16 protein-coding genes, 1 pseudogene and 1 riboswitch are annotated in these 19,032 nt (G+C 33.3%); of the genes and pseudogenes, 10 read left to right on the forward strand and 7 right to left on the reverse strand.

Translation table 11 applies throughout. The features are described 5' to 3' along the window. Positions 1 to 17 precede the first annotated feature (17 nt). The 3 genes from BN863_RS10205 to BN863_RS10215 all read left to right on the forward strand — a co-directional run bounded on the left by BN863_RS10205 (position 18) and on the right by BN863_RS10215 (position 2,273). A complete protein-coding gene (locus tag BN863_RS10205) occupies positions 18 to 587 on the forward strand; it encodes a hypothetical protein (protein WP_038530196.1) in 570 nt (189 codons plus the stop codon). 112 nt (positions 588 to 699) lie between these two features. Continuing rightward, a complete protein-coding gene (gene purB / locus BN863_RS10210; RefSeq protein ID WP_038530198.1) occupies positions 700 to 2,043 on the forward strand; it encodes an adenylosuccinate lyase in 1,344 nt (447 codons plus the stop codon). Between the two features lie 14 nt (positions 2,044 to 2,057). After that, positions 2,058 to 2,273 (forward strand): hypothetical protein, encoded by a 216-nt coding sequence (locus tag BN863_RS10215; protein ID WP_038530200.1) that lies wholly within the window; start codon positions 2,058 to 2,060, stop codon positions 2,271 to 2,273. Between the two features lie 55 nt (positions 2,274 to 2,328). On the opposite strand, the gene rmuC is transcribed toward BN863_RS10215, so the two are convergent. The 4 genes from rmuC to BN863_RS10235 form a co-directional block, all read right to left on the reverse strand. Next, positions 2,329 to 3,717, reverse strand: coding sequence for a DNA recombination protein RmuC (gene rmuC / locus BN863_RS10220; protein WP_038530203.1), 1,389 nt, complete (start codon positions 3,715 to 3,717; stop codon positions 2,329 to 2,331). Positions 3,718 to 3,793: 76 nt separating this feature from the next. Then, positions 3,794 to 4,588, reverse strand: a complete 795-nt coding sequence (locus BN863_RS10225; protein WP_038530205.1) for an ABC transporter ATP-binding protein — start codon at positions 4,586 to 4,588, stop codon at positions 3,794 to 3,796. Position 4,589: 1 nt separating this feature from the next. Next, complete coding sequence (locus BN863_RS10230; RefSeq protein WP_038530207.1) at positions 4,590 to 5,618, reverse strand: FecCD family ABC transporter permease; 1,029 nt, start codon at positions 5,616 to 5,618, stop codon at positions 4,590 to 4,592. Then, positions 5,619 to 6,773 (reverse strand): ABC transporter substrate-binding protein, encoded by a 1,155-nt coding sequence (locus BN863_RS10235; RefSeq protein WP_038530209.1) that lies wholly within the window; start codon positions 6,771 to 6,773, stop codon positions 5,619 to 5,621. It lies immediately after the preceding gene. A 312-nt stretch (positions 6,774 to 7,085) separates the two neighbouring features. After that, positions 7,086 to 7,298: riboswitch (cobalamin riboswitch) on the forward strand. Between the two features lie 30 nt (positions 7,299 to 7,328). Here BN863_RS10235 and BN863_RS10240 point away from each other — a divergent pair. From BN863_RS10240 to ppnP, 3 genes are all read left to right on the forward strand, one after another. Beyond that, entirely contained in the window at positions 7,329 to 9,161 is a 1,833-nt protein-coding gene (locus tag BN863_RS10240) for a TonB-dependent receptor plug domain-containing protein (RefSeq protein ID WP_038530211.1), read from the forward strand. Between the two features lie 10 nt (positions 9,162 to 9,171). Continuing rightward, positions 9,172 to 10,242 (forward strand): YncE family protein, encoded by a 1,071-nt coding sequence (locus tag BN863_RS10245; RefSeq protein WP_051774684.1) that lies wholly within the window; start codon positions 9,172 to 9,174, stop codon positions 10,240 to 10,242. Between the two features lie 168 nt (positions 10,243 to 10,410). Further along, positions 10,411 to 10,692: a pyrimidine/purine nucleoside phosphorylase gene (gene ppnP / locus BN863_RS10250; protein WP_038530213.1), complete on the forward strand. Its 282-nt coding sequence runs from the start codon at positions 10,411 to 10,413 to the stop codon at positions 10,690 to 10,692. A 107-nt stretch (positions 10,693 to 10,799) separates the two neighbouring features. Here the strand turns inward: ppnP and glyA are convergent, their stop codons facing one another. Next, a complete protein-coding gene (glyA, locus tag BN863_RS10255) occupies positions 10,800 to 12,074 on the reverse strand; it encodes a serine hydroxymethyltransferase (RefSeq protein WP_038533459.1) in 1,275 nt (424 codons plus the stop codon). A 109-nt stretch (positions 12,075 to 12,183) separates the two neighbouring features. Between glyA and fahA the strand changes: the two genes are divergently transcribed. Next, positions 12,184 to 13,473 (forward strand): fumarylacetoacetase, encoded by a 1,290-nt coding sequence (gene fahA / locus BN863_RS10260; protein WP_038530216.1) that lies wholly within the window; start codon positions 12,184 to 12,186, stop codon positions 13,471 to 13,473. 166 nt (positions 13,474 to 13,639) lie between these two features. Here the strand turns inward: fahA and acs are convergent, their stop codons facing one another. Continuing rightward, positions 13,640 to 15,547, reverse strand: a complete 1,908-nt coding sequence (acs, locus tag BN863_RS10265) for an acetate--CoA ligase (protein WP_038530219.1) — start codon at positions 15,545 to 15,547, stop codon at positions 13,640 to 13,642. Between the two features lie 328 nt (positions 15,548 to 15,875). On the opposite strand from acs, the pseudogene BN863_RS19015 reads away from it, so the two are divergent. After that, positions 15,876 to 16,043, forward strand: a pseudogene (locus BN863_RS19015) (Fic family protein); the annotation flags it as partial. Between the two features lie 84 nt (positions 16,044 to 16,127). On the opposite strand, the gene BN863_RS10270 reads toward BN863_RS19015, so the two are convergent. Further along, complete coding sequence (locus tag BN863_RS10270) at positions 16,128 to 16,874, reverse strand: porin family protein (RefSeq protein ID WP_038530221.1); 747 nt, start codon at positions 16,872 to 16,874, stop codon at positions 16,128 to 16,130. A gap of 217 nt (positions 16,875 to 17,091) precedes the next feature. On the opposite strand from BN863_RS10270, the gene BN863_RS10275 reads away from it, so the two are divergent. Beyond that, on the forward strand, positions 17,092 to 17,649 hold the full coding sequence (locus BN863_RS10275) for a hypothetical protein (RefSeq protein WP_038530222.1): 558 nt from the start codon (positions 17,092 to 17,094) through the stop codon (positions 17,647 to 17,649). A gap of 315 nt (positions 17,650 to 17,964) precedes the next feature. Then, entirely contained in the window at positions 17,965 to 18,879 is a 915-nt protein-coding gene (gene cysK, locus BN863_RS10280) for a cysteine synthase A (RefSeq protein WP_038530225.1), read from the forward strand. The last annotated feature ends 153 nt before the right edge of the window (positions 18,880 to 19,032 follow it).

Consider the following 19,032-nt stretch of genomic DNA (forward strand, 5'->3'; position numbering starts at 1 on the left):
AAAAATATAACAATTAAGTGACTACAGCACAACTTTACGAACAATTAAATGATGTGAATCACTCTCTTGAAAAGCGGGTGCAGTACACCCAACTTATTTTAGATGACCCATCATTAATTGATAATTTACTAGATATCCTATTTATGGTAGACGATAAACGATCATGTCGTGCTGGATGGGTATTAGAATTTGTTTGTAAAAAAAATTTACTCATCTTACTGCCTTATTTAGATGAATTCACTTCTAAAATACATCTTGTCCATTTAGATTCTGCTGTGCGTCCTGTGGCAAAAATATGCGAATATTTGGCAAAAAATATTAAGATACCGGAAAATAGCTTATTAGAGTTTATGTTTTCAAAGCAACATAAAGAACGTATAATTTCGGTATGTTTTGATTATATGATTAATGACGAAAAAGTGGCTACAAAAGCATATGCCATGTCGACTTTATATATGTTAGGAAAGGAATTTCCATGGATTCACCCCGAATTAGTCGTTATTTTAGAACGCGACTTCCCTAGCCAAAGCGCAGCTTATAAAGCAAGAGCCCGCCAAATTTTAAAACGTATAAAGTCTAAAAAATAGAAATTTAAACTATTAACATTTCTATAAAATATTTAACGAAATCCTTTTATAATATCTCCTATAAAAGGCTATGAAATGCGTATATTTGGCCTTTAAAAAAAATTAACTACACATGTCAATATCAACACTTAATGCGATCTCGCCAATAGATGGTCGTTATAGAAGCAAAACAAGTTCTTTAGCTCCTTATTTTTCTGAAGAAGCTTTAATTAAATATAGAGTTCAAGTAGAAATTGAATATTTTATTGCCCTTTGCGAAATTCCGTTACCACAACTAAAAGGATTCGATAACAGTCTTTTTGAAGCATTACGTGAGGTTTACAAATCGTTTTCTACTGAAGATGCTTTAGCCATTAAGAAAATTGAAAGTGTTACAAATCATGATGTTAAAGCTGTTGAGTATTTTATTAAAGAAAAATTTGACGCTTTAAACATTGCAGAATTTAAAGAGTTTATCCACTTCGGATTAACATCGCAAGATATTAACAATACAGCAATCCCATTAAGTATTAAAGACGCTTTAAACGAGGTCTACATTCCTAAATTTTTAGCTGTAAAAGAAAAGTTAGAAGCATTATCTATTGAATGGAGAGATGTTCCTATGTTAGCAAAAACACACGGACAACCAGCTTCTCCTACACGCTTAGGTAAAGAAATAGACGTTTTTGTAGTTCGATTAAACGAACAGTTTAAATTATTAGAAACCGTTCCTCATGCTGCCAAATTTGGTGGAGCAACAGGAAACTACAACGCACATCATGTTGCGTATAAGCAAATTGACTGGAAAGCATTTGGTAATGCTTTTGTACAAGACACATTAGGTTTACACCATTCGTTTCCTACAACGCAAATCGAGCACTACGACCATATGGCAGCTTTATTTGACAATGTTAAACGTATTAATAATATATTAATAGATTTAGATCGTGACATATGGACTTACGTATCTATGGACTATTTTAAACAACGTATTAAAGCAGGAGAAGTAGGAAGTTCTGCAATGCCACATAAAGTAAACCCTATCGATTTTGAAAACAGTGAAGGAAATTTAGGTATGGCAAATGCCATTTTTGAGTACCTTGCTGGAAAGTTACCGATATCTAGATTACAACGTGACTTAACAGATAGTACCGTATTAAGAAATGTTGGTGTACCTTTCGGACATACATTAATTGGATTTGAATCGACTTTAAAAGGATTAAATAAATTACTTTTAAATGCCGACAAATTTGCTCTAGATTTAGAGAATAACTGGGCTGTTGTTGCCGAAGCTATTCAAACCATATTACGTCGCGAAGGATATCCAAATCCGTATGAAGCGCTTAAAGGATTAACGCGAACAAACGAAAAAATAAATCAATTATCTATCTCGAATTTCATTGACACTTTAGAAGTTTCAGACACTATAAAATTAGAGTTAAAAGATATTACTCCTAGTAATTATACAGGAATTTAATACTTGAAATACATATGTTTTCTGACAAAACTTCTTTTATATTAACTGTTGCAGTCGCACTAGGATTTACTATTTGTGGATTACTAGATATTCTGGATAATTTTGTAGTAATTACACTACTGTTAATTGGATTTGTTTTAATCGTTGTCAATTTGTTTACTCACGATAAAGTACACGTTGAAGAATACGAAAAACCAAGAGCCACTAAAGAAGATTTTGAACCGTATTAGAAGTCATTATTTTAAAATATATACACAAAAGCAGCTTTTAAAAAGCTGCTTTTTTTTATTCTTCTTCTAAAGCTCGTTTAATTATTGGTTCAGGAAGCGACTTCTTTGCCTTTGCCCCCATTCTTTTAAGCTTTTCTACGCTTGTTACTAAATTACCACGACCATCTACTAATTTATTCATGGCCGAAGAATAATCTTTTTTAGCATCGTCTATTTTCTTTCCAACAGCAGTTAAATCTTTAATAAGACCTTCAAATTTATCGTAGAGTGAACCTGCTAATTTTGCAATTTCTAATGCATTACGTTGTTGTTTTTCGTTATTCCACATACTATCTATAGTCCGTAAAGTAGCCAATAAAGTTGTAGGCGTTACAATAACTATATTCTTTTCGAACGCTTTATTATACAATGCATTATCTTCGTTTAAAGCAATAGCAAATGCGGGTTCTATAGGAATAAACATTAACACAAAATCTGGAGATTCTATGTCGTAAAGATCCTGATAATTCTTTGCCGACAATTGCTCAACATGTCTACGAATAGAATTTACATGTGCTTTTAAAAATGCAGCTTTGTCAAAATCATCATTAGCATTTACATAACGTTCGTAATCTGTTAAAGAGACTTTAGAATCGATAATCATTTTCTTAGCATCTGGAAGATGTAAAACCACATCGGGTAACACACGGGAACCGTCAGTAAGCGTAAAATTTTGTTGTACAAAGTATTCTCTATCTTTTTCTAATCCCGATTTTTCTAACACACGCTCTAAAACTAATTCGCCCCAATTTCCTTGCATTTTGCTATCTCCTTTCAAGGCGCGCGTTAAATTAGAGGTTTCCTTCGTCATTTGCAGGTTCAAATCTTTTAACCCAAGCAATTGCTCTTTTAATGCCGAATGCATGCTTATACTTTCTTTCTGAGAATCGTCTACTTTTTTTTCGAACCCTTGAATTTTTTCATGTAACGGATTTAAAATCTGTTTTAAATTCTCTTTATTCTGATGTGTAAATTTCTCAGACTTCTCTTCTAAAATCTTATTCGCCATCAATTCAAAATCTTTACGAAGCTGTTCTTGCTGTTTTATAACATCTTTTTCTCGCTGAAAATTTTGCTGCTGAAGATTCTCATATTCTGAATTTCTACGAGCTAATTCTGAGTTTAAAAACTCTTTCTCTCTGCGAATGTCTTCGCGATCACTTTCAATTTTTGAAATGTTCTTTTGAAGTGCTTCTAACTGAAATTTAAACGCTTCGTCTTGCTTCAAATTTTGAGATACTGTTTCTTTTTTAAATTCAGAAAACTGTTGAAGTAATTGAGAATAGCGTTCTTCTATCCGACTATATTCTCCTTTACTTTTTAGTTTAGAAATGGTAAACCCTATAAATCCACCTACAAGAGCTGAAACACTTATAGATGCTAATAATATAATAGTATCGTTCATGAAATTATTTTGAAATGACTCAAATATACTCGTTTTTAATCGAAGGAAAAGAATGGAATTTAGAAGATTTCAGAACTTATTTATTCACACGAAAACTTCCCGTAGAGGCATCAAACTGAATTAAATCATCGGGAAATAAAGTAGAAAACACGCCTTGCTGAATTAAATTACATGGTGAATCGGACACCACGTGTTCTGGAGTCATTACAATCATTTTATCGCAGAGTTGAATCGCTAAGTCAATTTCGTGAGACGAAAACAAAATGGTTTTCCCCGTTTCTTTAGCCAACTTTTGAAGTAATTTTAATGTATATGCTTTGTAATACATATCTAGATGCGTCGTGGGTTCATCTAAAATAATTAGATGGGTATCTTGCGCTAAGGCACGAGAAATCATGACTTTCTGAAGTTGGCCGTCGCTTAATTCAAAACATTTTTTATCTTTTAAAGATTCAATATTTGTTAGTTGTAAGGCATGCGTTACTTTCTCTAAATCTAAATCAGATAAGGTTCCAATCCAATTGGTATACGGCTGTCTCCCTAAAGCCACTAACTCGAAAACCGATAAGTTTTTAGAGGTTAATTTTTCTGTAAAAACAATACTCAATACTTGTGCTAATTCTAAAGCACCATAAGTATTTACTGCTTTATCATTTATAAAAACCTGTCCACTAAGAGCTTCTTGCGTATTAGTAAGCGTGCGTAACATAGTCGATTTACCAATGCCGTTTCCTCCAACTAACCCAACCAATTCACCTTCGTTTAAAGCAATATTAATGTCTTTAGACACAACATGGTTTTCGGATTTAGACCGATAACCAATGCTTAAATGCTCTGTTTTTAAAATGATATGTTTCTTATTTCCCTTCATTTTAAAACATCAAATTTCGTTTTCTAACCAACAACCATATTACAATAGGCGCTCCTACTAAAGACGTAATGGCATTAATTGGTAACGTATAATCGCTATTAGGAATTTGTGCAATAGTGTCGCAAATTAGCATAATAACACCGCCTACTAAAAGCACCGCTGGTAATAGTATTTTATGATTAGAGGTATTAAAAACTAAGCGGGTAACGTGCGGAATGGCTAATCCGATAAATGCTATTGGGCCAGCAAAAGCGGTAATTGTTCCTGCCAACAAACTCGTGGCTAAAATAATAAACAGTCGGCTTTGTTTTAAATTCAATCCTAGACTTTTCGCATAATTATCGCCTAATAATAACGTGTTTAATGCTTTTATAGATCCCAAACTCAATAATAATCCTACGCTATAAATTGCTCCAAAAACAGTTAATTCTTGCCATGATAAATTCCCTAAACTACCAAAGCCCCAGAAGACATAACGTTGTAATTGTTCTGCAGAACTGAAATAAGATAAGACGCCCACTATGGCACCTGTTATACTTGCAAACATAAGTCCGATGATTAAAATCGACATGGTATCTCGTACCCGTGACGATACAATTAACACCGCCAATAACACCATAAAACTCCCTAAACTTGCGGCAATAACCACACTCCATTTAGACGTTAATAAAGCAGCACATGTTCCACCAAAAAGCCCAGAACCTAAAATCACTAAAGCCACTCCTAAACTCGCCCCTGAACTAATACCAAGAACAAATGGTCCTGCCAACGGATTACGAAATAACGTTTGCATTAAAAGTCCAGATATTCCTAAACCCGAACCAACTAATATGGCTGAAATGGCTTTTGGTAATCTATAATTTAGAATGATGTAACGCCAAGATTCGTTACTTGACGTACCAAAAATACTATGAAAAACATCTCGTAACGGAATAGACACAGATCCCAAACTGATATTAATAAAAAAACTACAAAACAGTAGAAGAATTAAGACTATAAACGCGTTTCTATATGTCTGTGAATTTGGCAATTAATTTAGCTTTTTAAAGAAGAACAATTCATGATCTTGAAGCAGTTCTGGATGACAAATTTTAATTAAATCTTTTAAAACCAAATCTGGTCTAGACTGTCCCAACTCATAATACAACACCCCGCCTGTGGCGCCTTTTGTATTAGACATGGTATAGATGTTTTGCTGCTTAAACGCATCAAATTTGGTGTAGTGTACATTGGCGTCTACCAAATCGTTTAAACTTGAATATATAGAAGGATTAATCCAAATATCAGCCATTTTAGCCTTGTTAAATACGGTTTCAAAATTTAAAGCTAAACTTCCTGAGCCTTGTGTGTTTTTCCAAAGAAAATTAGCATTTGCATCTTTTAAAAGTTGTGCTTCAGGACTCGTTCCATTTGGCATATACCAAACATCTTTATACATAGCTCCGCTAAAAACACTTGGTTTTTCTGTTACATTTTCGGCTAAGGTTTTGGCTTTTAAATATTCAGATTCAATATCGTTATAAACCTTATAGGCTTTAGCTTCTTTATTAAATAGTACACCAAATAATTTTATCCATTCTGCTTTGGCTAAAGGCGAAGCTTCTACCCAATCTCCATTAAAAATCACAGGTATATTGGCATTCTTAATCATCTCTAAAGACCGGTTACTACCATCTACACCAAATGCAATTACAGCATCGGGATGTAATTCTAAAAGTACTTCTGTATTTATCCCTTCGTTTTTACCCAGTTCACGAATATCTTTGCTTTCAATTCTTTTTCTTATGTTTTCTGAAGACACATATTGTGTACCCGGAAACCCTATTAAGGTACATGCCACATCTAACAATTCTAAACTTGGTAAATGGGTTGTAGATGTCACCACAACACGCTCTAATGGCACAGAAATTACAGCATCAAAATCATCAGAGTTTAAAGACGCTTTATTAGGGTTTGTCTTATCGACTAATGCATATTTAAATGTTTTTTCTGCTTTGGGCCACGGACTATAAATTTCAAGAATTTTATAATTTTCGAACGTTTTCACAGAAAACCCTTTTGCATGTTTTAATACCAGTTCTATACTATGTTCTTCAGGTATTTCCACCGATTTAGTGTCGTTTTTACAACTAAAAGCGAGCACAAAAAAGACGATAATAAAATATTTTAACTGAAAAGAATTCATTTAATTAATCTTTAAAATGAGCGATTTATAACTGATAAAAATAATAATTACTAATTTATTTAACAGTAAAAACACTTCAAATGTAAGCATATAAAATCTAGACAAATTAAAATAAATGATTTTTTAATTAAATTAATTTGGCTTAACCACTCGTATACTTCACATAGCTCTACCTCTTATTTTTGAATAATTAAAACTTACTTCACTCAAAATAACATTCAAAAGTTCATATCAATAAGGTCTTTAAATTTTTGAAAAAAACTACCCTACAAATAAACTAGGTTTAGCATACTGAATATTAATAAATGTCTTATTTTTGAATCGAATTTTGGTTCATATCATGTAACGTGATGGATTAAATGGGAATTGAGTGTAAATCTCAAACTGTTCCCGCAACTGTAATCTTAGTTTTGCTTTGCAAAATGCTTGTTATTAAAACTTCAATACACCACTGGTTTCAATTAAAACTGGGAAGGTAAATAACAAGACGAAAGTCAGGAGACCTGCCAAATTCAGCATAAATAACTGACTTTCGGGCAAAAGGTCTTAAGATATATGAAACAAAAACTAATCCTATTTTTTTTATTTTTCGTGTGTGTTCCTACGGTACTCCTTGCACAAAACGATTCTATCCAGAAATTAGATGAAGTTTTAATTACCACCGATAGCCAACTAAAACTGTTTAGTGACACCCAATCTGTGTTACAGCTAAATGATAGCGTGTTACGCGTCAATCAGCCACTACTAACGTCCTTGTTAAACTACAACACTCCAATTTATTTTAAGGAAAACGGATTAGGTATGGTCTCCTCACCTGCTTTTCGGGGTACGACTGCTCAACAAACCGCTGTAGTTTGGAATGGCATTAATATCAATTCGCAGCTGAATGGACAAACCGATTTTAATACCATAAACACCTCTAGTTTTAATAATGTTAGTGTGCGTAGTGGCGGTGGCAGTGTCATTTACGGCAGCGGTGCTATAGGTGGCAGTATTCATTTAAATAATAGGTTCAATTATTCTGAAGGTTTTCAAAACAGCTTACTGACTAACTACGGAAGTTTTAATACGTTTCTGCTAGATTATAAAGCCAATGTTACAGTAAACCGATTGAGCGCTAATATTGGAATCAGTAGAAATAGCTCTGATAATGATTACGATTTTGTGAATTCTGATGATTACAACCATAACGGAAATTATTACAACACGAGTCTCACCGCTAATCTGAGTTACCGACTTAACCCAAAACATCTACTAAATTTTTACAGTTATGTGTTTGATGGCGAACGGCATTTGTCCTTAATTCTGCCTACAGAAACGCCCACTAAATATAAAGACTTTAACACACGACAATTAATCGAATGGCAGAGCTTTTACAATACAATTACCACCAAATTAAAACTCGCCTATTTAAGTGAAAACTATAAATACTTCGGAAATATAAACACCGATACTTATACATTTGGATCTGCTGAAACGGTTATCGCAAAATACGATGTGACCTACGTCCCTACAGATAATGTTACTGTAAACGGAATTATAGACTATACCCAAAATAATGCTGAAGGGTCTAGTATAGCAAACGAAAAGCGACATATTGGTAGCTCGAACCTGCTTTTTAAACATCAATTAAATTCGTGGTTTTTATATGAAATGGGAATCAGACAAGAGGTGACTAATACCTATAACAGTCCGTTTCTATATAATGTAGGCTTACAATTTCAAGTTGCCAAGCCGTACACCATTACAGTTAACGGTTCTAAAAACTTCAGAATTCCTACGTTTAATGATTTGTATTGGGAAGGTAGCGGAAATCCTGATTTAGCTCCAGAAACGGCCTATCAAGCAGAAATCGGGAATCATTTACAGTTTAAAAACGCTAATATATCTCTAACAGCTTATTATAATGACATTAGTGATATGATTCGTTGGGTACCAAATGGCAGTTTATGGCGACCTATTAATACAGACCATGTTATGACTTATGGCCTAGAAGCCTTGGCAGGTTATAAACATGATTTTGGAGAACATCACATCTCCGTTAACGGAACCTATGCGTATACCGTTTCTGAAAATAAGGACACCAAAAAGCAACTTATTTATGTGCCTTACCACAAAGCAACAGCTAGTTTAGGATACAACTATAAAAAGATTTCCGCCGTATACCAATGGTTAGCCGTAGGCAGTGTTTTTACCACAACCGATAATTTGTCTAGATATGAATTAGATGCCTATCAGGTTTCAAATATAGGGATAGATTATGCTATTTGTAACACACTAACGCTTGGCGGAAAAGTAAACAACCTTTGGAATGTTAATTACCAAAGTGTAGAAAACAGGTTTATGCCCGGACGACATTATTCAATTTATTTAAACTTTAATATATAATTATTTAACTATGAAACAAATCAATACACTTTTTGCCGTGGCATTTGCTAGTGCCGCACTTTTTAGCTCTTGTAGCAGCGATGACGACGATAATGATTTACCAAAAGGCGATTACGATTATGGGACTTTGGTATTAAACGAAGGTGCATTTACAAAAAATAATGCCTCTATCTCATTTATTAATGCGGCTGACGAACTAACAAATGATATTTACTCTACTAAAAATGGTGAGACTTTAGGTGATGTGGCCCAGAGTATGGCTTTCGAAGATGATAAAGCCTATATCGCGATTAACAACTCTAACGTTGTTAAAGTGGTAGACCGTTATACTATGATGGATATTACTACCATTTCTGAAGGTATTTATACACCTAGATATATTGTTTTTGAAGATGATAAAGGATATGTTAGTAACTGGGGAGACCCTAACGATTCTACAGACGATTTTATAGCCGTAATAAACAGCAGTACCAATACAGTAGAAATTACAATATCTGTTGCTGAAGGTCCAGAAGCCTTAGTTGAAGAAGATGGTAAATTATATGTAGCCCATAAAGGTGGTTATGGTTTTGGAAATACCATTTCTGTAATTAATTTAGCTAACAACACTGTTGAAACTACTATAACTGTTGCAGATATTCCAGACACTATGGAAGAAGAAGACGGATACTTATATGTGTTATCTTCAGGAAAATATGATTGGTTTACTGGAGAAGAAACTCCAGGTGCAATTACAAAAATTAATATGTCTGATAATTCTGTAGCAGAAGTATTAGATTTTGAAGTTGGTGTACACCCATCTCATTTAAAAATTGAAGATGATATTGTATACTATACACTAGGTACTGAAGTATACACTAAAGGACTAAATGCTGCCTTACCAACCACTGCACTAATAGATGTTGCTTCTCAAGGTGCTTTTGGTATTTACGGATTTGAAGTAGAAGACAACATTATATATATTGGAGACGCTAAAGACTATGCTTCTGCAGGAGCAGTGTATACGTATAATACTTCTGGAACATACCTAAATTCATTTACCACTGGTATTTCTCCAAACGGATTTTATTTTAATGATTAATTCCCAAATCGGTCATTAAATAAGAGAAATCGTCTAGAAAGCAATTTTTAGGCGATTTTTTCATTATTGGCACTCAACAGCTTAGATTGGGATTCCCTAGTAATTCCTTTGTTGCTTCCAAAGCATTGTTATACTTTTAAGTTTCATTCTTAAAAAAATACACATATTATGATATCATCTAATACTTACTTTGATGGCAATGTAAAATCTTTAGGCTACCAATCGGCTACAGGTGCATCGACCTTAGGCGTTATGGAAGCAGGAACCTACGAATTTGCCACCGACAAACATGAAACCATGAATGTTATTGAAGGTACAATGACGGTTTTATTACCAGAATCTAGCAATTGGAAAACGTTTAAAGCTGGAGAATCGTATCAGATAGAAGCGAACAAAACATTTCAAGTTAAGGTCGCTGAGCAAACGTCTTATTTATGTCAGTATAAATAAAAGGGTAAAACCTTTTTAATATACACTTACAATTCCTATGAAAAACTATTCATAAATAATAAAAGGCTGCCAATTGGCAGCCTTTTATTATATCTATTATATTCTAATTAAAATACAAATAATGGTCTGTCGGCCATAAGTGCATTCACTTTAGTTCCAACAGCAGCTAATACCGCTTCGTCTTCTAAGTTCATAATAACTTCATCAACTAAATCTACGATAGTTTGCATATCGCTTTCTTTTAATCCACGAGTTGTAATTGCAGCCGCTCCAATACGAATACCAGAGGTAACAAAGGGAGACTTATCATCGAAAGGCACCATGTTTTTGTTTACTGTAATATCTGCTTTTACTAATGCTTCTTCAGCTTGTTTTCCAGACACTTCTTTGTTTCTTAAATCAATAAGCATCATATGGTTATCTGTCCCACCAGAAATAATGTTATATCCTTTTGCTACAAACGCATCAGCCATAGCTGAAGCATTTTTCTTAACTTGTAACATATAAGTTAGGTAATTATCTGTAAGTGCTTCACCAAAAGCAATCGCTTTAGCCGCAATAATGTGCTCTAATGGTCCACCTTGGTTTCCTGGGAATACAGCAGAATCGAATAAAGAAGACATTTTTCTTTTATTTCCGTTTTTAAGTGTAATTCCGAATGGGTTATCAAAATCTTCCCCCATCATAATCATTCCACCTCTTGGCCCTCTTAACGTTTTGTGTGTTGTTGTTGTTACAACGTGACAATGCGGAATTGGATCGTTTAAAATACCTTTTGCAATTAAACCTGCAGGGTGAGAAATATCGGCCATTAAAATAGCACCAACACTATCTGCAATTACTCTGAATCTCTTAAAATCGATATCACGAGAATACGCAGAAGCACCAGCAATAATTAATTTTGGCTGTTCTTTAGTTGCTATTTCTTGAATTTTATCGTAGTTCAAAACTCCCGTTTCTTGCTCTACACCGTAAAATGTTGGGTTATATAATTTTCCTGAGAAATTTACAGGAGAACCGTGTGTTAAATGTCCACCGTGAGATAAGTCGAAACCTAAAATTTTATCACCAGGTTTTAAACAGGCTGCAAAAACAGCTGTATTTGCCTGACTTCCAGAGTGTGGCTGAACATTTACATAAGCAGCTCCAAAAAGTGCTTTAGCACGATCAATCGCGATTTGCTCTACCTCATCTACAACCTCGCAACCGCCATAGTAGCGTTTACCAGGGTAACCTTCAGCATATTTATTAGTTAAAACAGAACCTGCAGCTTCCATAACTTGGTCGCTTACAAAGTTTTCTGAAGCAATTAACTCTAAACCATGTAATTGGCGTTGTTTTTCTGCTTCTATTAATTCAAAAATTTGTTCGTCGCGTTGCATCATTATATTTATCGTTAAAAATTCCTCAAAAATAGGAAATAGATTAGTTAAATACACCAAAAAACATATATTTGAATATAATTTATTAAACAAACCACAAAATTACGTTATGCAAATATCAGCCAACAATCCAGGTCGCAAAACATGGCTACATGTCGATAAGAATTCGGATTTCCCTATACAGAATATTCCTTTCGGTGTATTTCTTACCCGAGACGACATTATTACAATAGGTACGCGTATTGGAGATACAGCAATCGACCTTGGTGCTTTGCATCAATTGGGTTACTTTAATGACATCCCTTTAACAGACGATATATTCCTTCAAGACACTCTTAACGATTTTATTGCCGACGGTAGAAAAACTTGGCGTGCAGTACGTAATAAAATTGCTGATATTTTTGATGATGAAAATGATACTTTAAAACTTAACAAACAACATAAAGAAGTTGTATTGTTTCGTTTAGATGAAATTGAAATGCAACTTCCTGTGCAGATTGGAGATTATACAGATTTCTATTCAAATATTGAACACGCCACTAATCTTGGAACTATGTTTAGAGGACCTGAAGAACCTTTACTTCCTAACTGGTTACATATACCAATTGGTTATCATGGAAGAAGTTCGTCTATAATTCCATCTGGAATTCCAATTCATAGACCACAAGGACAAACCTTACCTCAAGGTGCTAAAGACCCTGTTTTTGGACCATCTGAGCGTATTGATTTTGAATTAGAGTTAGCATTTATTACCACTGATGCGAATGATTTAGGAGAACCAATTCCTGTGAATGAAGCAGAAGAATATATTTTTGGATTAGTATTGTTTAACGATTGGAGTGCTAGAGATATTCAGAGTTGGGAATATGCACCATTAGGTCCATTTTTATCTAAAAACTTTGCTTCGTCTATGTCACCATGGATTGTAACTTTAGATGCTTTAGAACCTTATAGAGTTCAAGGACCAAAACCTATTAAACCACAAATGCCTTACTTACAAACCAAAGGCAAGAAAAGTTTCGATATTAATTTAGAAGTGGCAATTCAGCCTAAAAAAGAAAAAGAAACTATTGTTTGTCGTTCAAACTTCAAGCATATGTATTGGAATATGTCTCAGCAACTGGCTCACCATACCATTAATGGTTGCCCTGTAAACTCAGGAGATTTAATGGGTAGTGGAACTATCTCTGGTCCTACACCAGAATCTTTAGGTTCGATGTTAGAATTAACAATTAAAGGCACACAACCCATCACTTTAAAGGATGGTACAGAACGTAATTTTATTAACGATTACGATACTGTTATCATGCGAGGATTCTGTGAAAACGACGGTACACGAATTGGTTTTGGTGAGGTTAAAACCGAATTACTTCCTGTATTTACACCTAAGAAAAAATAAATTATTCAATAAGGTTTAAGTCGTTCTGATAAACGAATTTCAAAAATCTCATTCTATATGACTTTGAAATAGAAATATCATGACGTTCTTACAATCTATTTTCATAAAAAAAATCCCGATGTAACATCGGGATTTTTTATTTAAAATTTTAATTTCAGTTTAAAAACTATAGACTTTCATCTATAATATCCTGAACACACTCTGGATTTAATAATGTACTTGTATCTCCTAAATTGCTAATATCTTTACTTGCAATTTTTCTTAAAATACGACGCATAATTTTACCTGATCGTGTTTTAGGTAAGCCATCTGTAAACTGAATTTTATCTAGTTTCGCTATTGGTCCAATACGGTCTGTTATTAACTGATTAATTTCGTTCCTTAAATTGTTCTGATCTCTAGATTCTCCTGTTTCTTTCAAGGTAACATAACCATACAATGCATTTCCTTTAACATCGTGTGGGAATCCTACAATAGCAGATTCTGCAACTGCTGGGTGTTCGTTAATTGCATCTTCTATAGGCGCTGTTCCTAAATTATGTCCAGATACAATAATAACATCATCTACACGACCGGTAATTCTATAATATCCTACTTCGTCCCGTAATGCACCATCTCCCGTAAAGTACATATTCTCGTAAGCAGAAAAATATGTGTCTTTATAACGCTCATGATTACCCCAAATGGTACGTGCTATAGACGGCCAAGGAAATTTAATACATAAACGACCATCTACTTGGTTCCCTTTAATAACATCTCCATTTTCATCCATTAAAGCAGGCTGAATTCCTGGGAACGGTAAAGTTGCATAGGTTGGTTTTGTTGGCGTTACAAACGGAATTGGAGTAATCATTACACCTCCTGTTTCTGTTTGCCACCAAGTGTCTACAATCGGACTTTTATGTTTTCCAATATTATCGTTATACCAGTGCCATGCTTCTTCGTTTATAGGTTCTCCTACGGATCCTAAAACTTTTAAGGATGATAAATCTCTATCGTCTACAAATGAAATATTTTGTTTTCCTAAAGCACGAATTGCTGTTGGAGCTGTATAAAATTGATTGACTTTATGTTTTTCTACAATTTGCCAAAAACGTCCAAAATCTGGATAATGTGGTACCCCTTCAAACATCACTGTAGTAGCGCCATTGGCTAACGGCCCATAAACAATGTAACTATGACCAGTAATCCAACCAATGTCTGCAGTACACCAATAGACATCACCATCTTGATACTGGAATACATTTTTAAAGGTATACGCTGTATACACCATATATCCAGCTGTAGTGTGTACCATTCCTTTAGGTTTTCCTGTAGAACCCGAAGTATATAAGATAAATAGCGGATCTTCTGCATTCATAATCTCTGGTTCACAATCTGTAGAAGCTGCATCTAATAATGGTTGAAGCCAAATATCACGTCCTTCTTTCATGTTAATGTCCGAACCAATTCTGTTTACAACTAATACATTTTCTATAGTTGGACAAGATTCTAATCCTTCGTCTACAATACCTTTTAAATCTATGGTTTTGGCTCCACGGTAAGAGCCATCTGAGGTAATAACCATTTTACATTCGCTATCATTTATTCTAGACGACAAGGCTTTTGCAGAAAATCCTGCGAAAACAACAGAGTGAATCGCTCCTATTCTTGCACATGCTAATAATGAAATTGCTAATTCAGGAATCATTGGTAAATAAATACAAACACGATCACCCCTTTTAATGCCTTTGTCTTTTAACACATTTGCCATTTGGCAAACACGATCATGAAGTTGTTGGTATGTAATATGCTCGGCTGCATCATCTGGATTATTAGGCTCAAAAATTATAGCCGTTTTATCTCCTTTTGTTCTTAAATGTCTATCTATACAATTTTCTGTAATGTTTAATTGAGCACCTTCAAACCATTTGATTTCGGGTTTTTTAAAATCCCAACTTAACACCTTATCCCAGCGCTTACGCCACATAAAATGTTCCTCGGCTACTTCTTCCCAAAAATTTTCAGGCTCCCTAACCGATTTTCTATATACTTGGTAATATTCTTCTAAATGTTTAATGTGATAATTACTCATTAAATTCTGTGGTTTTAAAAGTTAATTTGATGTCGATATAATACTCTTCTAAAATATAAAAATTTAACGCAACTATTGTGCTTTTTCTACTGATAACTCAAAAATATCGACCGATTGATATAAATTCACTATAAATGATGTTTATTATCATAAATACATCAACCATTATTTATAAACAAAAAACATTAGACACTAGAAACGCATCTATATGTATTATAGATTACTTACAAAAGCACTGAAGTACATGTATTAGTTCTGAACAATTAGAAAAACCCCGCTTAAATATTGAATTATGGCTAAACGATTGCATCTTTGATAGTATCTAATAATAAAGCTATCTTATGAAATAACATCTTCTGTTTTAAAATTATTAACTTCTATTTCGGAGAAAATTGGAGAGGTTATTGCAAACTTAATAAATAAACCTTCTCCTAAATTGAGAAGACAGAATAGAATCAAAACGATTCATTCTTCTTTAAAAACAGCAGGAAAAACATTTAAATAAGCACAAATAACAGCATATTACAAGGTAAATGATGTAACATGTATGTTTTCGCACTAATTTAAAAACGGCTTGTAATTACTTTTCAGAAATTGGTTCTGGTTTTTTATTTTTTGCAGCCAATTCGTCTGTTAAGAAAGGTAAACTAACATGTAACGCAACATAATTACTTTTATTTGTTCCCGCCTGAAAGTCGTTTTTAAATACATCTGTAAACCCTTGATAGTATCTTAAATTAAAAATTACGCCTTTACCTTCATGTCCTGATCTTAAAAAATATCCAACATTAGCAATAACACCATAGTCCGTTTTATTAACAAATCCGCCAATATTTTGTTCAAGTTCACCCTCACTTCCATCGTAAGTTGCTCTTCCTTTACTTAAAAAAGACACTTGCGGACTCAATCCAAATCTGAAATTAGAATCGCTTAATTGATAAGTAAATAATACATGAACATCGGTATAACTTATAATCGTTTTAGCTGTTGTATTTGTATATAAACTATTTAAATAATCGTCGTTAGAATGTAAATCTGTATCTTCTAGCTTAAACGTTCGTTTCGATAAAAAATAAACGGTAGGACTGATATACCAATTTTCATTTAATTGAATGTTTCCTGCGATACCGAAGTTGACTCCATTTTTAGCTTTTAAATTATCTACATTAGAAAAACTATTAAATGGCACTCCAATTTCCATACTTAAATTGAATTTTTCCGATGCTACTTTATCACCAAAAATCATGGCAATTATTGCTGCCTGTGCGTTAGTAAATTGAGGAATAGCGAGTAATACAATAAAAATAAAAGTTGTGTATTTTTTCATAATATCAATTGGTTTGATCGTATCTATAAAGTTAATTAAATTATCTATTCAACATCTATAAAACGTAAATAAGACAATACAAAAGTAAATAGAAGTGTGTTTTTTATCATACAGATTAGGGAAATGCACACAATAGCACTTGCCATTATCAATTGTTTGTAATACTTTGTGACCTATAAATTGTAAACACATTAAAAAAGGTCATCTTTATTCTATAATGATTAGGCAAACTCTTTCAGAAAAAATTAAGTTATTAATCGAGTCGTCTAAAGCCTATCGTGGCATCCTTTACATTGGATTTCTATTTATTACGCTAGGAACACTTTTAATCTATATTGGATTACGTTTTGATATTATTTTTCTAATCGTTTTTGGAGGAATTTTTATTTCTGTGGCTCTCTTTTTTTTAATCTATACCATCCCCTCAAGTATGATACATTATTACGAGAAAGCCCTTGTAAAAAAACATGGAAAATATACCACTGCTACAATACTTGATAAAGAAATTATAGATAATTCGTATTACGATAAAAACACATATGCGGTTGATTCAATGAGTAAAGGAAAACGTATTGAAGAATTGAATTACGTTTTAAAATATACATTCGAATATCAAAGTAAAGAGTATAAAAACAGTGCTTTTGTTCAGAAAAACGAATTTGAAACACTGAATGTCGGCGATAAAATTCCGATTCGATTTCTAAAAACAGACCCAAACACATCTTTTGTTCGAAAAATTAAATTGAAAAATTTAACCGATAGCATTATTAATTAACACTATCTTTTTACTAATTCACATCCCTTTTTTTATCATTATTTTAAAAAAAAACAAGCATTCTTTTTTAATTACTGATTAAATCTATAGATTTAGTAAACTTATAGCAATTCATTTTCGAGTAATCCCTATAAATTATAAGATTTACGACCTCTTTTTTATCTTCCTAATTCTTAATAAATTACTAATTAGCAACAATTACCACTTAAAAAACAGTAATTTTATATCACAAAATAATTATGCTTTTAGAGCAAATCATACAGCTCACTTACATCAGATTTGAGCGATTTTAAATATTAAAATAAATAATTGACTATGAAAATCAATAACATTTTAGAAGGTATTGGTAACACTCCTGTAGTGAAATTAAATAAATTATTCCCGAATGCTAATGTTTGGATGAAACTTGAAAAATACAACCCAGGAGGAAGTATTAAAGACAGAATTGCATTGGCTATGATTGAGGATGCAGAACGAAAAAACCTCTTAACTAAAGACACTGAGATTATAGAGCCTACATCTGGAAATACAGGTATTGGATTGGCTATGGTAGCAGCGGTTAAAAATTATAAATTAACATTGGTTATGCCAGAATCCATGTCTGTAGAGCGTAGAGCTTTAATGGCGGCATACGGGGCAAACCTTGTACTTACTCCTAAAGAATTAGGCTTAGGAGGTACTATTGCAAAAGCAAAAGAATTAGTTGAAAACAACAAAAATGTGTGGATGCCGTCTCAATTTACAAATCCTGCTAATCCAGAAATTCACGAAAAAACTACAGCTTTAGAAATTGCTGCCGATTTTCCAGAAGGATTAGATTACGTAATTACAGGTGTTGGTACTGGTGGTCATATTTCTGGTATATCTAAAGCTTTAAAAGAAAAATATACCGACTTAAAAGTATTTGCTGTAGAGCCTTCAGACTCGGCTATAATTTCGGGAGGAGAACCTGGCCCACATGCTTTACAAGGTATTGGCCCTGGATTTATACCAGAAACGTTTAACACCGACCTTATTGACGGTGCTATTAAAATCACAAAAGAAGAAGCTTTTTCTGAAGTTCAAAATATTGCCAAAACAGAAGGTATTTTAGTAGGTATTTCTACTGGAGCGTCTTTGGCTGCCGTTAGAAAACAGTTAGAGACAATACCTAGCGAGAAAGTTGTATTAACTATGAATTACGATACTGGAGAGCGCTACCTGTCTATAGATGGTCTTTTTACAGTGTAGTTTTAAGTGGTATTCTTTTAAGAATATGTAAAACCTTTTAATCGGTATTAAATAAGTCGACCATTTAAAAAATGAAACTAATCCAGCGAAATTATTTTTTGCTGGATTTGTTATTAATAATAATTAGGGGTTTATAATCGAGACACGAAATCT

The organism is Formosa agariphila KMM 3901, assembly GCF_000723205.1.
Classification (GTDB): Bacteria; Bacteroidota; Bacteroidia; order Flavobacteriales; family Flavobacteriaceae; genus Formosa; species Formosa agariphila.

Coding starts and splice junctions, on each gene's coding strand:
- purB (WP_038530198.1), top strand. CDS start 700: ATGTCAATATCAACACTTAATGCGATCTCGCCAATAGATGGTCGTTAT.
- BN863_RS10215 (WP_038530200.1), top strand. CDS start 2,058: ATGTTTTCTGACAAAACTTCTTTTATATTAACTGTTGCAGTCGCACTA.
- rmuC (WP_038530203.1), bottom strand. CDS start 3,717: ATGAACGATACTATTATATTATTAGCATCTATAAGTGTTTCAGCTCTT.
- BN863_RS10225 (WP_038530205.1), bottom strand. CDS start 4,588: ATGAAGGGAAATAAGAAACATATCATTTTAAAAACAGAGCATTTAAGC.
- BN863_RS10235 (WP_038530209.1), bottom strand. CDS start 6,773: ATGAATTCTTTTCAGTTAAAATATTTTATTATCGTCTTTTTTGTGCTC.
- BN863_RS10240 (WP_038530211.1), top strand. CDS start 7,329: ATGAAACAAAAACTAATCCTATTTTTTTTATTTTTCGTGTGTGTTCCT.
- BN863_RS10245 (WP_051774684.1), top strand. CDS start 9,172: ATGAAACAAATCAATACACTTTTTGCCGTGGCATTTGCTAGTGCCGCA.
- ppnP (WP_038530213.1), top strand. CDS start 10,411: ATGATATCATCTAATACTTACTTTGATGGCAATGTAAAATCTTTAGGC.
- glyA (WP_038533459.1), bottom strand. CDS start 12,074: ATGCAACGCGACGAACAAATTTTTGAATTAATAGAAGCAGAAAAACAA.
- fahA (WP_038530216.1), top strand. CDS start 12,184: ATGCAAATATCAGCCAACAATCCAGGTCGCAAAACATGGCTACATGTC.
- acs (WP_038530219.1), bottom strand. CDS start 15,547: ATGAGTAATTATCACATTAAACATTTAGAAGAATATTACCAAGTATAT.
- BN863_RS10270 (WP_038530221.1), bottom strand. CDS start 16,874: ATGAAAAAATACACAACTTTTATTTTTATTGTATTACTCGCTATTCCT.
- BN863_RS10275 (WP_038530222.1), top strand. CDS start 17,092: ATGATTAGGCAAACTCTTTCAGAAAAAATTAAGTTATTAATCGAGTCG.
- cysK (WP_038530225.1), top strand. CDS start 17,965: ATGAAAATCAATAACATTTTAGAAGGTATTGGTAACACTCCTGTAGTG.